This is a genomic window from Sphingorhabdus pulchriflava, from assembly GCF_003367235.1.
Taxonomy (GTDB): Bacteria; Pseudomonadota; Alphaproteobacteria; order Sphingomonadales; family Sphingomonadaceae; genus Sphingorhabdus_B; species Sphingorhabdus_B pulchriflava.
In genome coordinates, this window is the sequence record NZ_QRGP01000001.1 from 1,092,684 (window position 1) to 1,109,382 (window position 16,699).

At 56.2% G+C, this 16,699-nt stretch carries 13 protein-coding genes; 2 read left to right on the plus strand and 11 right to left on the minus strand.

The features are described 5' to 3' along the window. Positions 1 to 51: 51 nt before the first annotated feature. The 5 genes from DXH95_RS05530 to DXH95_RS05550 all read right to left on the minus strand — a co-directional run bounded on the left by DXH95_RS05530 (position 52) and on the right by DXH95_RS05550 (position 4,655). Positions 52 to 786: a hypothetical protein gene (locus DXH95_RS05530; protein WP_147291690.1), complete on the minus strand. Its 735-nt coding sequence runs from the start codon at positions 784 to 786 to the stop codon at positions 52 to 54. Between the two features lie 29 nt (positions 787 to 815). Then, positions 816 to 1,349, minus strand: a complete 534-nt coding sequence (locus DXH95_RS05535) for a hypothetical protein (RefSeq protein WP_115548406.1) — start codon at positions 1,347 to 1,349, stop codon at positions 816 to 818. 59 nt (positions 1,350 to 1,408) lie between these two features. Next, positions 1,409 to 2,803, minus strand: coding sequence for a dihydrolipoyl dehydrogenase (gene lpdA / locus DXH95_RS05540; RefSeq protein WP_115549418.1), 1,395 nt, complete (start codon positions 2,801 to 2,803; stop codon positions 1,409 to 1,411). Then, entirely contained in the window at positions 2,793 to 3,299 is a 507-nt protein-coding gene (locus tag DXH95_RS05545) for an endonuclease domain-containing protein (RefSeq protein ID WP_239016551.1), read from the minus strand. The genes lpdA and DXH95_RS05545 overlap by 11 nt, the downstream gene beginning before the upstream one ends. Positions 3,300 to 3,371: 72 nt before the next feature. Next, entirely contained in the window at positions 3,372 to 4,655 is a 1,284-nt protein-coding gene (locus tag DXH95_RS05550; RefSeq protein WP_115549419.1) for a pyruvate dehydrogenase complex dihydrolipoamide acetyltransferase, read from the minus strand. A 143-nt stretch (positions 4,656 to 4,798) separates the two neighbouring features. On the opposite strand from DXH95_RS05550, the gene DXH95_RS05555 reads away from it, so the two are divergent. Then, positions 4,799 to 5,254, plus strand: a complete 456-nt coding sequence (locus tag DXH95_RS05555; RefSeq protein ID WP_115548408.1) for a universal stress protein — start codon at positions 4,799 to 4,801, stop codon at positions 5,252 to 5,254. On the opposite strand, the gene rnr is transcribed toward DXH95_RS05555, so the two are convergent. Genes rnr through phaR form a run of 4 tightly spaced genes read right to left on the minus strand, consistent with a single transcriptional unit; the run spans position 5,251 to position 10,270 of the window. Further along, entirely contained in the window at positions 5,251 to 7,533 is a 2,283-nt protein-coding gene (rnr, locus tag DXH95_RS05560) for a ribonuclease R (RefSeq protein WP_115548409.1), read from the minus strand. The two genes, DXH95_RS05555 and rnr, sit on opposite strands and share 4 nt — an antisense overlap. Beyond that, entirely contained in the window at positions 7,530 to 8,135 is a 606-nt protein-coding gene (locus DXH95_RS05565; protein WP_181883581.1) for a DUF805 domain-containing protein, read from the minus strand. The genes rnr and DXH95_RS05565 overlap by 4 nt, the downstream gene beginning before the upstream one ends. Then, on the minus strand, positions 8,135 to 9,661 hold the full coding sequence (proS, locus tag DXH95_RS05570) for a proline--tRNA ligase (protein WP_239016552.1): 1,527 nt from the start codon (positions 9,659 to 9,661) through the stop codon (positions 8,135 to 8,137). Before proS ends, DXH95_RS05565 begins: the two co-directional genes overlap by 1 nt. A gap of 48 nt (positions 9,662 to 9,709) precedes the next feature. Further along, the gene (gene phaR / locus DXH95_RS05575) at positions 9,710 to 10,270 is read right to left on the minus strand and encodes a polyhydroxyalkanoate synthesis repressor PhaR (protein WP_115549420.1); all 561 of its coding nucleotides are present in this window, start codon (positions 10,268 to 10,270) and stop codon (positions 9,710 to 9,712) included. A gap of 430 nt (positions 10,271 to 10,700) precedes the next feature. Between phaR and DXH95_RS05580 the strand changes: the two genes are divergently transcribed. After that, positions 10,701 to 13,868 (plus strand): TonB-dependent receptor domain-containing protein, encoded by a 3,168-nt coding sequence (locus tag DXH95_RS05580; RefSeq protein ID WP_181883582.1) that lies wholly within the window; start codon positions 10,701 to 10,703, stop codon positions 13,866 to 13,868. A 126-nt stretch (positions 13,869 to 13,994) separates the two neighbouring features. Here the strand turns inward: DXH95_RS05580 and alr are convergent, their stop codons facing one another. After that, positions 13,995 to 15,035 carry an alanine racemase gene (gene alr, locus DXH95_RS05585; RefSeq protein ID WP_115548413.1) on the minus strand — a complete coding sequence of 347 codons (1,041 nt, stop codon included), beginning with the start codon at positions 15,033 to 15,035 and terminating at the stop codon, positions 13,995 to 13,997. Then, positions 15,032 to 16,618 carry an MFS transporter gene (locus tag DXH95_RS05590; RefSeq protein ID WP_115548414.1) on the minus strand — a complete coding sequence of 529 codons (1,587 nt, stop codon included), beginning with the start codon at positions 16,616 to 16,618 and terminating at the stop codon, positions 15,032 to 15,034. Before DXH95_RS05590 ends, alr begins: the two co-directional genes overlap by 4 nt. Positions 16,619 to 16,699: the final 81 nt, after the last annotated feature.

Consider the following 16,699-nt stretch of genomic DNA (forward strand, 5'->3'; position numbering starts at 1 on the left):
CTTGTTGTCGGACTCTAGGCAGATTGGGCGGCGGTAGGACAGCGGAAATTTTTAGGCGCGACCGCTGTGTTGAAGTTCGGCGGCCCGCATCGTTTCGAGATATGTGGTGAATCGGCGTAATTGCCCGACACCGCCGTCAACCTCAATATCCGAAACGGTTAACTGGTCGGCGGCACCCGTTGAATCTATGTACGAAATCCGCAGATTATGCCGCAATTTCTGTCCCAGTTTTGCGCCGATATAGCCTGAAAAGGAGACTGCTTTCGCCGTTTCCTGATAAACGTCTTGTTTCAACTCGTCTGCCCGACCAAATTCGATGAGCGTTATGCTGCCAATTGCGATCGGCTCAGGTGTCAATTTGAGGCTGCTGTGCATCAGCAATTGTTTGCTGCGATAAACCAACAAGGCGCTGGATCCAATCAGGCGCCAGATGCGGAGGGCGATGGCCCATAACAAATAGACTATGGAAGCGAGTAGCACGACAACCGGAAGCCAGCCTCCAGATAATTCTTCTAACGGCCCTTCGTGGCGCTGGGGCCGGATTTCGTCGAACAGGATATCTGGCGTTGGATCGTTCGCGATGTAGTGCGAAATCGGTTGAGGCTCGGGCTGAAACGGGCGGGTCGTGCTCAGCCCCCAGATACCCAATATACAGAAAAGCGAAAAAAAGAGCAGCTGAACCAACAAGCCCGAGCGCGAGAAATGCAATGATGTTGGATCCATAAGGTTAGCTATGCTTTGGCTTACGCATGAAAGTTTAGTGCAACGAGACGACTGGCCCGGCAAGCCATCCAGTGACCTAGTATGTCATTGGATCAGTCGAGAATTCGCTCAAAGCGGGAGACTATTTTTGCGCCGCTGCCCTTCTCACTATACTCCGCAGCCCGCGCCATCGCCGCTTTTTTCAGCGAGTCATAGCTTGCAAACTTGCAGTCGGTGCCGTCACTTTCGACCTGTGGCAGGCCTGTTTCCGGGGCAGCGCAATCAAAGTCCATGTCAAAGGCTTCGCCACCTCCATCGCTGATGCGAAACAGGCGGTACGCTTCCATCTTGCCATTCATATTGACGATCTGGGCGAGATAGAGTTCCTCCGCCAAAGCATCGAAGCTGATGAAATAGGCGGGTTTGGCGGCGTCGCCGAATTCCGAATGGTCAACCTGATATTCGGCGCCCTCGAGCGACACGACATAGCGATCGCCGGTAAACACCTCACCCTCAAAACGTGAATAGGTTCCCGAAAGCGGCGGTTTGTCCATCGCATCGTCAGGCATCAGTGGCGCGTCGGATGTCCAGCAGCCGGTGAGCAGCAGGGCTAGCATCGCGGAAAGCAGAGCATTGATCGGTTTCATAAGCCTCCTTCGCGACCTGCAATGAGGCTAGCCAAATGCGCTGTCAGGTCAACCGACGATCACATATGCAGCATCTTCCCATAGGCCCCCAAGACGCTCTCGTGCATCATCTCACTCAGCGTCGGGTGCGGGAAGACGGTGTGCATGAAATCCGCTTCGACCAGCTCGGCAGTTTTGCCGATGGTATAGCCCTGGATCAACTCGGTGACTTCCGCGCCGACCATATGAGCGCCTAATAGCTCACCGGTCTTGGCATCGAACACGGTCTTGATGAAGCCTTCCGCCTCGCCCAGCGCGATGGCCTTGCCGTTGCCGATGAAGGGGAAGTTTCCGACCTTCACCTCATAACCCGCTTCCTTGGCCTTGGCTTCGGTCAGGCCAACGCTGGCGACCTGCGGGTGACAATAGGTACAGCCGGGGATATTCTTCGGATCCATTGCATGCGGATGGCCGCCCGCAATGGCCTCGGCAGCAATCACGCCCTCATGGCTCGCCTTGTGCGCAAGCCATGGCGGCGCGGTAACGTCTCCGATCGCCCACAGGCCGGGGACATTGGTGCGGCACATAGGGTCGGTCTTGATATGACCGCGCTCGGTCGCGACGCCGAGTGCTTCCAGCCCGATATTCTCGGTATTGGGCACGATGCCGATGGCAACGATGCAGTGGGTGAACTCGGACTTGGCGACCTTGCCGTCCTTATCCTTGATTTCGGCGGTGACGCCGGTGGCGCTGGCCTTTAGCGACTGCACCCCTGCCCCGGTCAGGATCGTCATACCCTGCTTTTTCAGCGCCTTTTCAAGGAATGTGGAAACATCCGCATCCTCGACTGGCACGATGCGGTCCATCATTTCCACAACGGTCACTTCCGCGCCCATATCATTGTAGAAGCTGGCAAATTCGATGCCAATCGCGCCGCTGCCGATAACCAGCAGCTTTTTGGGCATTTCGGGCGGAACCATCGCGTGGCGATAGGTCCAGATGCGCTTTCCGTCTGCGGGTGCAAAAGGCAGGTCGCGGGCGCGGGCGCCGGTGGCGATTATGATGTTCTTTGCGGTCAGCTCTTCGGCCTTGCCGTCCTTGGTGACGGCCAGCTTATTCGCGGCGAGCAGCTTGCCATCGCCCATATGGACGGTGATCTTGTTCTTCTTCATCAGATGCGTGACGCCCTGATTCAGCTGCTTCGCGACGCCGCGCGAGCGCTTTACCACCGCATCGATATCCGCGCTGATATTCGCCGCGGTCAGCCCATAATCGCCCGCATGCTGCATATAATGATAAATTTCCGCCGAACGCAGCAACGCCTTGGTCGGGATGCAGCCCCAGTTAAGGCAGATGCCCCCGAGATTCTCGCGCTCGACAATCGCGGTTTTCAGCCCGAGCTGCGCGGCGCGGATAGCGGCAACATAGCCACCGGGGCCGCTGCCGAGGACGATGAGGTCGTAGTTAGACATTATAGGCACTTTCTAATCCCTCTCCCCTTGCGGGAGAGGGAGGGAGCCGCGTAGCGGCGGAAGGGAGAGGGGGTGTCTGCAGCGCGTGCCAAATGGTTTCGGCAACCGCTTCACCATTTTTCAAAATGTCGCTGTTCCAGAAGCGTAACACTTGGCACCCCTGCATTTTCAAATAGGCATCACGTTTTTTGTCGTAGTCACTTTCGGCGTGCTGAGAGCCATCAGCTTCTACGATCAGACGGTATTCGAAATTCACAAAGTCGACGATGTAGCCGTCGATGATGACCTGCCGTCGGAATTTGAAGCCAGTCATCCTTTTTGCCCGCAATATCGCCCAAAGGCGTTTTTCGGCTTCAGTTGGGTTTAGGCGCATCCATTTGGCGCGGGTGAGCAGGTCCGACCTTGAAGGCACACCCCCTCTCCCTCCCACCGCTTCGCGGCGGGCCCCTCCCTCTCCCGCAAGGGGAGAGGGGTCTAATCTTGCATCGACGTCAGACACTCCTCTCCCCTCGCGGGAGAGGATACGAAGCCTTAGCCGAAGGCTTAGGCACAGTTGGAGAGGGGTTGAGTATCAAGCCACCAACCCCAACGGCTTCTCCACCAACTCCTTGAACACCTTCATCAACTCAGCCCCGTCCGCACCGTCAATCGCGCGGTGGTCGAAGCTGCCGGTGGCGCTCATTACGGTCGCGATCGCCAGCGCGTCGTCGACCACATAAGGCCGCTTCTCTCCTGCACCGATCGCCATGATCATCGCTTGCGGCGGGTTGATGACGGCTTCGAACTGTTTGATGCCCATCATGCCCATATTGCTGATCGATGCAGTACCGCCCTGGAACTCATGCGGTTGCAGCTTGCCGTCCTTTGCCTTGGCGGCGAGTGCGGACATTTCGGTCGAGATGGTCGAGAGCGATTTGTTCGCGGCGTCGACGATGATCGGGGTGATCAGGCCGGTGGGCACCGAAACCGCGACGCTGATATCGGCGCGGCTATATTGCAGCATATTATCGCCCGCAAAGCTGACATTGCATTTCGGCACCTGAATGAGTGCCAGCGCGAGCGCCTTGATCAGCATATCATTGACCGACAGCTTGACGCCGCGGCTTTCGAGGCTGGCGTTAAGTTCGCCGCGCAGCTTGAGCAAAGCATCGAGGCGGATGTCTACGGTGAGGTAGATATGCGGAACCTGCTGCTTGCTCTCGGTCAGGCGGCGCGCGATCGTTTTGCGCATATTGCTGAGTTTGACGACCTCGTGCGGGATGCCGAAATCGGGGACCGGTTGATTTTGTACCGCAAGCCCTGAGCCTGTCGAAGGGCGGCTCTCGGTTGTAACCCGTGCTTCGACAGGCTCAGCACTAGCGGTTTTGGCTGAGGCACCTTCAACATCGGCTTTGACGATGCGACCATTGGGGCCTGTGCCGTTCAATCCGGCGAGGTCAACGCCTTTATCGGCGGCAATGCGACGTGCGAGCGGGCTGGCCTTGATACGATCGCCAGATGCCGCGACCGGTGCAGCAGGTGCAGGCGCTGCAACAGGCGGTGGTGGCGGTGCGGCAGGTGTTTCGGCTTTTGCGGGTGCAGGCGCAGCAGCTTTGACCGGTGCGGTCCCCTCGTCTTCACCCTGAATCATCGCGATCACGGTGCCGACCTTCACTCCGTCCGTGCCTTCCGCAACCAAAATCTGCGAAATCACGCCCTCATCGACCGCTTCGAACTCCATCGTCGCTTTGTCCGTCTCGATCTCGGCAATCAGATCGCCCGACGACACGCTGTCGCCTTCCTTCACCAGCCAGCGGGCAAGCGTGCCCTCCTCCATGGTGGGGGACAGTGCGGGCATTTTGAGCTCGATGGGCATCAGGGCATCCTGTTTATGGTCTGGATTTGTCGAAGCGGCATAAGGGCTTGGTTTCCCCAGCGTCAAGCGGCTATTGCTTGCACTGCGATTGGAAATGACGCAGGTTCATACGAATACATGAATGCCGCGACGGGGAAACGGCGATGCGCACCTATCTGGTTGTTATTGATGAGACCGAAGAGGCGCGCCTCGCGCTCCGCTTTGCTGCGCGCCGCGCTGCTAAAACCGGCGGCAGTCTGCATATATTGACGCTGGTGGAACGCGCCGATTTTGTCGCCTGGGGCGGCGTGCAGGCGACGATGGAGGCCGAGAACCGCGAAAAAGCCGAAGAACTGGTGCGTGTGGCCGCAGGCTCGATCTTTGACGAACTGGGTATCCAGCCCAGCATCACCATCAAGGATGGTGAAGGCGTCGATGTGGTGAAGGACATGCTCGACGAGCATCCGGAAATTGCGGCACTGGTGCTGGGTGCAGCGGCACAGGGCGCTCCAGGGCCTTTGGTAGCGCACTTTACTGGCACCAATGCGGGATCACTGCCCTGCCCAGTGATGGTGATACCGGGATCGCTCAGCGATGCCGCGCTGGATGAATTGAGCTAGCGCTTTCGCTTCCCCTGATGCCGAATATTCGACGGCCGCCCGCGTTTCCCGGCCATATGCTTGCCCTTATGCTTCACGCCGGACGGCCGTTGCATCCGTGCTGGCGCATAGCTGCCGCCCTCGGGCAATTCGAAACGTAGTGCGCCCGACACCGGATTGGCCTCCGCCAAACGCAGTTTGAGGCGCATGCCGGGGCGATATTCGTCGCCGCTATCCTCGCCTGTCAACGTCTGGCTGGCTTCATCATAGTGGAAGCGTTCCGCCCCCAAAGTTGAGACCGGAACCAAACCATCGCCGCCAATCGACTCTACCGTCGCGAAAAATCCGAAATTTTGCACGCCGGTTATGCGCACATCGACAATCTGGCCGATCTGCGATGAGAGGAAAGCCGCGACATAGCGGTCAGTCGTCTCGCGTTCGGCCTCCATAGCGCGGCGTTCCGCGCGGCTGATCATTTCCGACGTAACATCAAGCCGTTCGAAATCCTTGGCCGACAAGCCCGTAACTGGTTTTATCGCCCCATCCCTGGGCGCAGGCATTTCCAGATCATAGGCGCTCACCAGCGCGCGGTGGACGATCAGGTCGGCATAGCGGCGGATCGGCGAAGTGAAATGCGCGTAGCTGCCCAGTGCCAGCCCGAAATGCCCGGCATTTTGCGGCGTGTAATAGGCCTGTGTCTGGCTGCGCAGCACCGCTTCCATGATTTGCGGCAGGATTTCATCATGCTCCTGCACCTTGTCGATAATCGCATTGAAGGTTGACGGGCGCACCACCTGACCCAGCGCAAATTCAAGGTCGAAGGTCTTGAGATAGTCCTTGAGTGCGACCAGCTTCTCGCGCGCGGGCGGTTCGTGGACGCGGTAGATCAGCGGGGATTTCTTTTCTTCCAACGCCTTTGCCGCCGCGACATTGGCCGCGATCATGAAATCCTCGATCACCTGGTGCGCGTCTAGATGCTCGCGTACAGCAACGCCGACAACCCTGCCCTCATCGTCGAGCGTGATGCGCCGTTCGGGCAGGTTGAGCTCCAACGGCCCACGCCGGTTTCTGGCTTTTTTGAGCAAGTCCCAGCACGCCCACAGCGGCTTGAGCGCCGGTTCGAGCATCGGATGCGCCAGCTTCCCGTCAATCGCATCCTGCGCATCCTGATAGGGAATATTGGCGGAAATCCGCGTGATTGCGCGGGTGAAACGCCATGACGTCACTTGCCCGCCTGCATCGATCTGCATGTGACAAGCGAGCACCGCGCGGTCTTCGCCTTCCCGCAGCGAACATTTGTCCGACGACAATGCATGCGGTAGCATCGGGACGACGCGATCGGGGAAATAGACGCTGTTCCCGCGCTTTGCGGCTTCGCGGTCGAGCGCGCTGCCGGGGCGTACGTAATAACTGACATCAGCTATTGCGACAATCGCTTTGAAACCATTTATGTTTTTGGGATCGTCATCCGGCGTCGCCCAAACCGCGTCGTCAAAATCGCGTGCATCTCTGGGGTCGATGGCGATGATCGGCAAATGCCGCAGGTCTTCGCGTTTGTCGGTGGTGACTGACAGGTCATGGACCTTCTTTGCCTCGGCCTCGACCTCTTCAGGAATTTCAAACGGGATGCCGAATTTGTAGATAGCAATCAGGCTGAAACTGCGCGGAGCAAAGGGATCGCCGAGAACATCGGTAACACGTGCTTTCTTCTGCCCTGCCCGACCGCCAAGTTCGGCCAGCACCAGATCACCCGGCTGTGCCTCACCGATTTCGAACAAGGGAATATCGAAACGCGCCTTCTTATCAGTCGATTTCAGCCAGAAACGGCCATTGTCGCTTTCCTCGACCACACCCATGACTTGCTCGCTCGCCTTGGCGAGTTTCTTCATCGGGTGCGCGATCCAGCCTTTTCCGGCCTCTTCGGTGCGCGCAAGGATGCGATCACCGATGCCAAGCGCGCCTTTGCGCCCACGTTCGATGACACGGAGCTTGGGCAGAGGAATCCCATCGGCCTCCCAGCGTTCGGGAATGGCGATCAGCTGGTTACCGTCGATATCAACGATCTTGAGCACGGTTACGCGTGGAACGCCGCCCATCTTATGGAATGCTCGGCCCGGGGCAGCGTCGATCAGCCCTTCGTCGGTCATGTCCTTGAGCAGGGCTTTCAGCGCAATCTTGTCGCTACCGTGCAAGCCAAAGGCGCGGGATATCTCCCGCTTGCCTGCAGGCTCTTTGGATTGCTCTATGAACTCGAGGATTTGCTCGCGTGTCGGAAGACCTGAAGGGCGTTTCCGGCTCAACTTTCCTCATCCATGTCTCGGCGGCCAAATCGATTTTCACCCGCAGTTCCCGAACGTAAAAGCAAAAAGACTACAAAGCCGAGTGTAGCCATATATATCAGATTGTTTGCAAAACCCATGAAGAACCAACCAAAATCGGGCTCTGACGCTGAATTAAAATTCTGAAACACCAAAGCCATAAGCCAAAGGCCACCGAACAAAAACGGCATCGGCAGCAAAATCCACGCTCCGGTTCGATTGGTATCGTGAAGGCGACGAACAGCCGCTGCTGCAAGCAAGCCAATTGAAACCACAGCGATGGCTGATATCCAATTGAGTAAATATCCAAAGTCTGGACCAACCCCGGCCGCACCATCCTTGATCGAAACCGAATAGCCGCCGGGACCTGCTGAAACTGTTACCTTATCAGGGTGTTGGGCGGCGTACTGATTGATATCGCCAAAAGTTCGGGTCAATTCCATGCTCATTACGACCGACCAAAATCCGAAAGCGATCAGGGCAACAAATATTGCGTAAAACCAGAAATCGGTTCGACTGCTTCGTCCTTGGAAATCGAACAAGCCTGCTAATCCGCGCTTTATCTCTACCCACGCCCTGAGCATCAGTATGTCCGTCCTATCAGCATACGCTCGACCGCAGGCTCGCCGGTGAAGAAGCATTTGCCGTCGACCGGTGCGGCATCAAGCGGCGTGTTGCGCATGGTGAGCTTCAATGCCTTCAACTGCTCGACAATCTTGTCGAGCGCTGCGCCGGTGGGGCGAGCCCATTGCACTTCGACCCAGCCAGCGAACTTCGCTTCATCACCTTTGAAATGCGCCGCCAGATCGGTGACTTCACGCGCGATATTGGCTTCGAGCCGCGCCTTGGCTTCGCTGTGGAGCGTCGTCTGGATATCCTCGAGCATGCCTGCGGCCTGCGCGACGAAATCATCCTTGGGTGTAAATGCAGTGTTGAGCTTGCCATCATCCTTGTACAACCGGTCACGGCGCAGCACGGCGGCCTTGCCCTCGGATACATCGCGCGGCCCTACCTCGACAATGATCGGCGCACCTTTTTTCACCCAGGCCCATCGCTTGTTCGACGCCTTGGCAGCCTTGGTATCGAGCAGCACGCGCACAGGTTCGCCAAAGGCCGACAACGCGCCCAGTTCTCTCCAGAGTTCACGGCAATAATCTAGCACGGCGGCATCGCCATCATCGTCGCGCAACATGGGAACGATCACGATCTGCCACGGCGCAATTTGCGGCGGGCAGCGCAAGCCATCATCATCGCCATGCGTCATGATCACGCCGCCGATCATCCGGGTTGAAACGCCCCAGCTGGTGGTGTGGGCGAACTGCTGTCCGCCCTCTTTGTCCTGATATTTGATGCCCGCAGCCTCGGCAAAGCCGGTGCCCAGATAATGCGAGGTGCCGGCCTGCAGCGCCTTGCCATCCTGCATCATCGCCTCAATCGAATAAGTCGCGACGGCGCCGGGGAAGCGCTCATTTTCGGGCTTCTCACCCGCCACCACCGGCATTGCCAACGGACCTTCGGCAAAGGCCCGATACATTTCCAGTGCGCGCATTGTCTCTTTCATCGCGTCTTCGCGATCGACATGCGCGGTATGCCCTTCCTGCCAAAGAAACTCACTGGTGCGCAGGAACATGCGGGTGCGCATTTCCCAGCGCACGACATTGGCCCATTGGTTGACCAACAAAGGCAGATCGCGCCAGCTCTGTACCCAGCGGCTCATCGCCGCACCGATCACGGTTTCAGATGTCGGGCGCACAACCAACGGCTCTTCCAACTTCGATTCCGGATCGGGGATCAGCTTGCCCTTGCCGTCGCCAACGAGGCGATGATGGGTAACCACAGCCATTTCCTTGGCAAAGCCTTCAACATGGTCAGCTTCCTTTTCGAAGAAGGAGAGCGGAATGAAGAGCGGGAAATAGCAATTTTCGACGCCGGCTTTCTTGATTTCGGCGTCCATCAGCTTCTGGATGCGTTCCCACATGCCATAGCCCCAGGGGCGGATGACCATGCAGCCGCGTACGCCGGATTCTTCAGCAAGATCGGCTTCGGAAATAACCTCCTGATACCAGGCGGCGAAATTTTGTTGGCGGGTAACGGAAAGCGCGTGTTTCATGGCCCAGCCCCTAGCGGCTTGGCCGGGCATCCGCAACCGTGCGGCAGCCTAGTCTTTGGAGAGTCTGTCGATCTTCGCCTGCAACTCGGCCATCTGGCGTTTCAGATCGTCGAGGTTTTCGTCAGACTTTTCTTTTTTGCCGCCCAGATTACCGAGATTGGGAACCAACGCATCGCGCGCGGCACGCATCATTTCGATATTCTGCTTGGCGATGTGACCAAATGGGCCGGAAGTCAGCGCATTTTCGATGACATCCTGAACCTGTTTCTGGTTTTTGCGGAAATTGTCCATCGAGCTTTCGAGGAATTGCGGGACGAGGCCCTGCATCGAATCCCCGTAAAGCGCGATAATCTGGCGTAGGAAGTTAACTGGCAGCATGCTCTTGCCGCCATTTTCTTCTTCCATGATGATCTGGGTCAGAACGCTGTGAGTGATGTCCTCACCTGTTTTGGCATCGAGCACTTTGAATTCAACATCCTTGCGCGTCAGTTCGGCAAGAAAGTCGAGTGTAATATATTTCGAAGACTGGGTGTTGTAGAGCCGTCGGTTCGCATATTTCTTGATGATGACGGGATCGCCGTCCTGCCCCGATGATGCCTTGCGTGCCATATGTATAAATCCCCGGATCTTCCAGTCGTCCCTAGCGCAGCCTTTGGTGCACCGCAACATTGATGCTGCTTTACCCATCGTCCCAGATTTTGGATGATTCGACACAAATTCTATTTCGAACAACGATTTCATTCATCTGCAAGCAAATCCGCCAAATTTTGCGTGCAGCTTCGTTCCAATCGCCGTTCGCTCGGATATGATGCTTGCTTTCGCAAAAACGGGCTTTGTTGCAATTTAGTTACAATTGTTATCGCTTTGAGTGCAACTACATTGCTATATGCCTTTTGAAATAGGTTTTTGACTGCTGTGGCGCATTGGCAACAGAGGTAAAAAATACGTCTTAGTATATCAGATGCCATTGCATCCGGCATTCCGCTGCGCTTATCGGGGCCGATTAATCCATAATGAATTCTCAACTGGGGAGCTTTTCATGAAGAAGACTCGTTTAATGGTAACCGGTTCGATTGTCGGACTGGCAATGCTGAGCGTGCAACCTGCATTCGCTCAGTCGGCATCTCCCGATGCACAGGCAGATGAAGATGAAGAAGAGGTAGCGGAAGAAGACAACGCTCCTATTCTGGTTACCGGTTCGCGCATTTCGCGCCCGACGCTGGAATCGCCGGTGCCTGTCACATCGGTTACTGCGGAAGAACTGCTTTCGGGTGGTAATCTCTCGGTCGGCGATGCCTTGAACGATCTTCCCTCGCTGCGTTCGACATTCAGCCAGTCAAACTCGACCCGCTTCATCGGCACGGCCGGTCTGAACATCCTCGACCTTCGCGGTCTTGGCACGGCGCGTACTTTGACCCTGGTTAATGGCCGCCGCCATGTGACAGTTTCGCCCGGTGACTACACCGTCGACGTGAACACAATCCCGAGCGAACTGATCGAACGTATTGACGTTGTGACCGGCGGCAACTCGGCCATTTACGGTTCGGATGCGATTGCAGGCGTTGTCAACTTCGTACTGAAGAAGGATTTCGACGGTCTGCGTCTGACGGGTCAGGGCGGCGTTTCCAGCCGTGGTGACCGTGGCTCCTATTTCGGTGCGCTTACCTGGGGTAAGAATTTCGCCGACGGTCGCGGTAACATCGCGATCGCTGCAGAATATTCGAAGTCAGAACCGATCAAGTTCACCGGTCGTGACTATCTGACCGGTGCGTTTTCGGGTCGTAAGCAGTTCAACATCACTGAAATCACGTCTGGTGAATTTCCCTATGGTGATGGCATCTTCGACAACGCGTTTTTCACCAACATCCGCAACAACAATATTTCCGACGGTGGCCTCGTAACCGGTCTTTGCAACGCTGTAGCTGTTCTGGGTAATCCGCTGCGCTGCTCGCCCGGTTCGACTGCTGCTGCATCGGCAGGTACTTCCTACGTATTCGATGAAGGCGGCAACCTGATTGTAAACCCGATCACACGCGACCTGCGCTTGATTGGTTCGGGCAACGCTGTTGGTGGATTGGGTTCGACCCTTTCAAACTATGGCGACCTGATCCCTGAAATCGAACGGAAGTCGATTAACCTGCTTGCGCATTTCGACGTTTCGGATGGCTTCCGTCCGTTCCTCGAAGCGAAATATGTCGATCTGAACGTATTCTCGGAAACCAGCCCCAGCTTCGTTCAGGGCGGATTCCTTGGTACCGTGAGCTGCTCCAATCCGTTTGTGACCGCACAGAACCTTGCCGTATTGCAGGGGGCTGGCCGTTGCGCGTTGCCGACTTCGACATTTGCGCTTAACCGCAACAACGTCGACCTGGGTATCCGCTCGGAAGACAATAAGCGCGAAACATGGCGCATTGTTGTTGGTGCAGAAGGCACTTTCAACGACGACTGGAAATATGAAGTTGCGTTAAACTACGGCAAACTGGACGGCCGCACAGTTTCGTTGAACAACCTGCAACTGTTTAACGCTGACGGATCATTCGGTCCTTACCTGAATGCGTTTGACGCCGTTCTCGCACCTGTTGGTTTCTCGGGAACAAACTTTGTGAACAACGCTGCAGGTCAGCGCGTTATCTGCCGTGTCAACGCAGTGACCAATGTGGACTCATCTTGCGTACCGTTGAACCTGCTCGGCAATGGCCGCAACGATCCGCGTGCTATCGACTATGTCATGACCGATAGCTTCTATGGTCAGAAAGCCAGCCAGTTTGTTGCCTCGGCGTTTGTTGGCGGCGACTTCTCTGAACTGTTCGAACTTCCTGGCGGCCCGATCGCATTTGCATTGGGTGCTGAGTATCGTGAAGAAAAGGGCAGCATTTCCGTCGACGAGTTGACGTCGTCGGACGCTACGTTCCTCACCGCTCTTCAACCGATCAAATATCCCAAGCTGACGGTGAAAGAAGCCTTTGCCGAATTGAACATTCCTCTGCTGCGTGACATGCCGTTTGCCCAGCTGCTGGAATTCGGTGCTGCAGCCCGTATTTCGGACTATAACAACGCAGCCGGTTCGACCAAGGCCTATAACTTCACGGGCATTTGGGCTCCGATCGAAGACATCAAGTTCCGCGCTGCTTACTCACGCTCGGTACGTGTTCCGACCCAGTCGGCATTGTTCGATCCTTTGGGACAGAACTTTGCGACAATCGCTGACCCTTGCGATATTTTGAACATCGGTCTGGGTGCCAACCGTGCAGCGAACTGTGCTGCCGCTGGCGTACCCGTCGGCTTCGTTAACACGCCTGCTCGCTCGGCTACGCTGAGCATTGAACAGGGCGGCAACCCGCTTCTCGAAGAAGAAAAGTCGGACAGCTACACTGTTGGTGTTGTTATCGAACCCAGCTTCGCACCGGGTTTCTCGATCACCGTCGACTATTATGACATCAAGGTTCAGAACCTGATTGCATTCCCGACGGCAAATTTGATCCTCAATGCTTGCTATGACTCGGCCAGCATTGTCGGCAACCCCTATTGTGCGCAGGTTAACCGCCTCCCCGGCGGTCTGTTCGACGATCCTGCTGTGACCGTGTTCCCTGCAAACTTTGCAAAGTTCACGACCAAGGGTCTAGACGTCGATCTGGCCTACAACCACAGCTTCGACAATGGCGACCGGTTGACCTATCGCGTCATTGGTTCGTGGCTCCGTGACCGTTCACAGTACACCGATCCTGCCGATCCGCGTTTCCGCAACCGCTTGCATGGCGAATTGGGTGATCCGATCTGGGAGCTGGGTTCGAGCTTCTCATACAAGCACAAGGACCTGACCCTTCGCTACGAATTCCGCTACATCGGCCCGCAAGCCGTTGGTACGTGGGAATCGCAGCATGCAATGGTAAACCCCTGCCCCGCAAACGGTCTTACCGGCTTTGCAGCCGGAAACGCAGCTGGTCAGCCGACCACTTGCACGCCGTTTGAACTTGCTCTGCTTGGTCCGCTCAATGCCGACCAGTTCCCCGAGAAGTACTACAAGGCACAGCATTTCCACGACCTTCGCCTGAACTGGGAAGTGAACGACAAGGTTTCGTTCTACACCGGCGTGGATAATGTGTTCGACCGTAAGCCGCCGCGCGGCCTGCTCGGTACGGGTGCTGGCTCGGGCATCTTTGATGCCACCGGCCGTTACTTCTACGCAGGTGTTCGTGCCGACTTCTAAGTCGACGAGAATGTGACAAACGGAAAGGGCGCCTTTATCGGCGCCCTTTTTGTTTTGGCCTGATCGGATTGAATGAAATTGTGCGGATAGCATTCCGCACTCTCAGTCTAAGCTTTTCAGCTGGCTCTATATCCACCGCCGATCGGCGCGGTCGCTAAGTGCGGTGAGCAACTCATATTGAGACATGCCGGACCATTCCGATGCCAAACGCAAATCGAAATTGACGTCGCACCAATCGCCCTCGGCAACCTCTGGCGCGGCGGACACATCGACCGTGATAAGGTCCATCGAAACGCGCCCAAGCACCAGACATTCAGTGCCATTTACACAAATCGAACCGCTATTCGAAAAACCCCTAAAGTAGCCGTCAGCATAGCCGATGGCGAGAGTTGCAACGGTCGTCCTTTTCTGTGTGGTGTAGGTTGCATTATACCCTACAGTCGAACCCGCCGCCACGTCTCGCACTTGCAGGATGCGGGCTTGCGGCAGCACCACCTGGCGTATTGAAGTCCTAAGGTGCAAATGGGCTGCACCGCCATAAAGGGCCAATCCCGGACGGGTAAGGTCGAAATGATAGTCGCTTCCCAAGGCAATCCCGGCGCTGTTGGCCATGCTGCGTCTTTTTGCGCTTATGCCTTCCGACATCGCGATAAACGTGGTCAACTGTTGCGCATTTTGCGGAACGTCTTCATCTGCTGACGCTAGATGGGTTAGCAGGATGTCTATATCCAGCCGATCAAATAGCTTAGGTGAAAACTGCTCCGGCCCAATGCCTAGCCGGTTGATCCCGCTATCGAGCATGACATGGCAGCGCCTTCCATTCGCGTTTTTCCACAGCGAAATCTGATGGGGTGTATTCAGGACGGGCGCTGCTCCCAGTGCTATCGCTGCCTCGACATCCTGCTCCGCGATGCCGTTCAAGACGGCGATGCTCGATGTAGGTATCAAATCGGCGAGTGCTTCAGCTTCTCCCCAATGTGCGACGAAGAAATCGCGGCAGCCGGCCTTCCAAAGCCTCGGCACGACCTCGCGCGCACCAAGCCCATAGGCATCGGCTTTCACAGCCGCGCCGGTTTGAGCATTGCCGCTCAACGAGGCCATCGCCCTCCAATTTGCAATCAGGGCTTCGCTATCGAGCCTGAGCCGAAGCGGTGCTGCGAAACTCAATCGAGATCCTTATCCTTGCTTTCCGGAAGCCAGATCAGACTGACAATGAATGCCATTGCTACAACGCCTACTCCGTACCAGAGGCCGTTAAAGGCACCGCCGGTTCTGACTACGATATATTGCGAAATCAGCGGCAGGAAACCGCCGAAATAGCCGGTTCCGATATGGTATGGAATGGACATCGAGGTGTAACGGATTTTGGCAGGAAACATCTCCACCAAAATCGCTGCTACTTGGCCGTACGTCATCGCCGACAAGGCCACTAACGCTGCAACCATGGCGATAATCAGCAGGCCATTGCGCTCTTTCGGATCCGATTCATTGGGGTATCCGGCTTCTTCCAACGCTGCGACATAGGCTTTCTCGTCAAACCCCTTCACGTCAGAATTGCCAACCTTCAGGACGGTCTCGGTGCCCATTGACTTTGTATAGCTGATCCCGCGTTTCGAAAGGAAGTTATACGCTTTGGCGCAATCGGTTTCATGCTTGCTCGCAAAAACATTGAAATCACAATCAGGAGCGACCAGCGTTACTGGGTTTGTTGCCGTTGCCTTTGAAAGAGCCGGATTAGCCGCATCCGCCATCGTCCAGAACAGCGGAAAGGTTAGCAGCATCGACAAGGCATATCCGGTCAGAAGGATTTTCTTGCGACCGAAATGATCGGACATCCATCCAGCCGCGACATAAAGCGGAGCGGCAATCGCAGCGCCGACGGCCATGTAGAGAAGCGCATCGGTTTCCGGCACGCGCGCTGTACCCGTCAGGAAGTAGAGCGTGTAGAATTGTGAAGTGTAGTAAATAACTGTCAGGCCTGCAGCGACGCCGAACATTGCCACGAAAATGCGTTTCACATTTCCGGGATAACGGAAGCTTTCAGTAAACGGGTTTTTGGATACCGTGCCTGCCTCTTTCATCGCAGCGAAAACCGGACTTTCAGAGAGTTTCAATCGTATCCAAAGCGAGATAGCGAGCAGTAGAATCGAAATCAGAAATGGCACGCGCCATCCCCAGGCTTCGAAATCTTCAGTGGACATGGCCGTACGCGTGGCCAGCACCACGATTACAGCGAGAAGGAAGCCGCCGGCGACCGAAGCCTGGATCCAGCTCGTATACTGGCCGCGCTTGCCCTTTGGTGCGTGCTCGGCGACATAGATCGCGGCCCCACCATATTCCCCGCCCAAGGCAAGACCCTGCAAGCAGCGCATCAATAACAACAGCGCTGCGGCCCAAATCCCTGCTTGAGCAAATGTCGGCAAGAAACCGATTGCCGCAGTGGCGCCGCCCATCAGCGTTATGGTCACAAGGAACGTGTATTTCCGACCGATCTTATCGCCGAAATAGCCAAACAGGATTGCTCCTAATGGCCGAACACCAAAACCGGCGCCGAAAACAGCTAGGCTGGCAAGAGTCGCCGCTGTCGGATTGTCGGAAGGGAAAAACAGCTTCCCGATCAGAGCGCCCAAAATACCGTAGACGAAGAAGTCGTACCATTCGAACACTGTGCCCAGTGACGACGCCGTGATCACCAGCCTATCGCGCTTTGGATCAATCGTTACCTCGCCTGCGCCTGTAGTGTTCGCCATGGCTTCCCCTTCCCTGTCTAGCCTTTCGCTCTCTCTTAGTTGCAATGCCACATCGTTCAAGCCTTGTTGCGTTTGTTTAAT

What these genes read in the sequence shown, in the direction of transcription:
- DXH95_RS05535 (WP_115548406.1), bottom strand. Translation starts at nt 1,349, where the DNA reads ATGAAACCGATCAATGCTCTGCTTTCCGCGATGCTAGCCCTGCTGCTC.
- DXH95_RS05550 (WP_115549419.1), bottom strand. Translation starts at nt 4,655, where the DNA reads ATGCCCATCGAGCTCAAAATGCCCGCACTGTCCCCCACCATGGAGGAG.
- DXH95_RS05555 (WP_115548408.1), top strand. Translation starts at nt 4,799, where the DNA reads ATGCGCACCTATCTGGTTGTTATTGATGAGACCGAAGAGGCGCGCCTC.
- DXH95_RS05565 (WP_181883581.1), bottom strand. Translation starts at nt 8,135, where the DNA reads ATGCTCAGGGCGTGGGTAGAGATAAAGCGCGGATTAGCAGGCTTGTTC.
- proS (WP_239016552.1), bottom strand. Translation starts at nt 9,661, where the DNA reads ATGAAACACGCGCTTTCCGTTACCCGCCAACAAAATTTCGCCGCCTGG.
- phaR (WP_115549420.1), bottom strand. Translation starts at nt 10,270, where the DNA reads ATGGCACGCAAGGCATCATCGGGGCAGGACGGCGATCCCGTCATCATC.
- DXH95_RS05580 (WP_181883582.1), top strand. Translation starts at nt 10,701, where the DNA reads ATGAAGAAGACTCGTTTAATGGTAACCGGTTCGATTGTCGGACTGGCA.
- DXH95_RS05590 (WP_115548414.1), bottom strand. Translation starts at nt 16,618, where the DNA reads ATGGCGAACACTACAGGCGCAGGCGAGGTAACGATTGATCCAAAGCGC.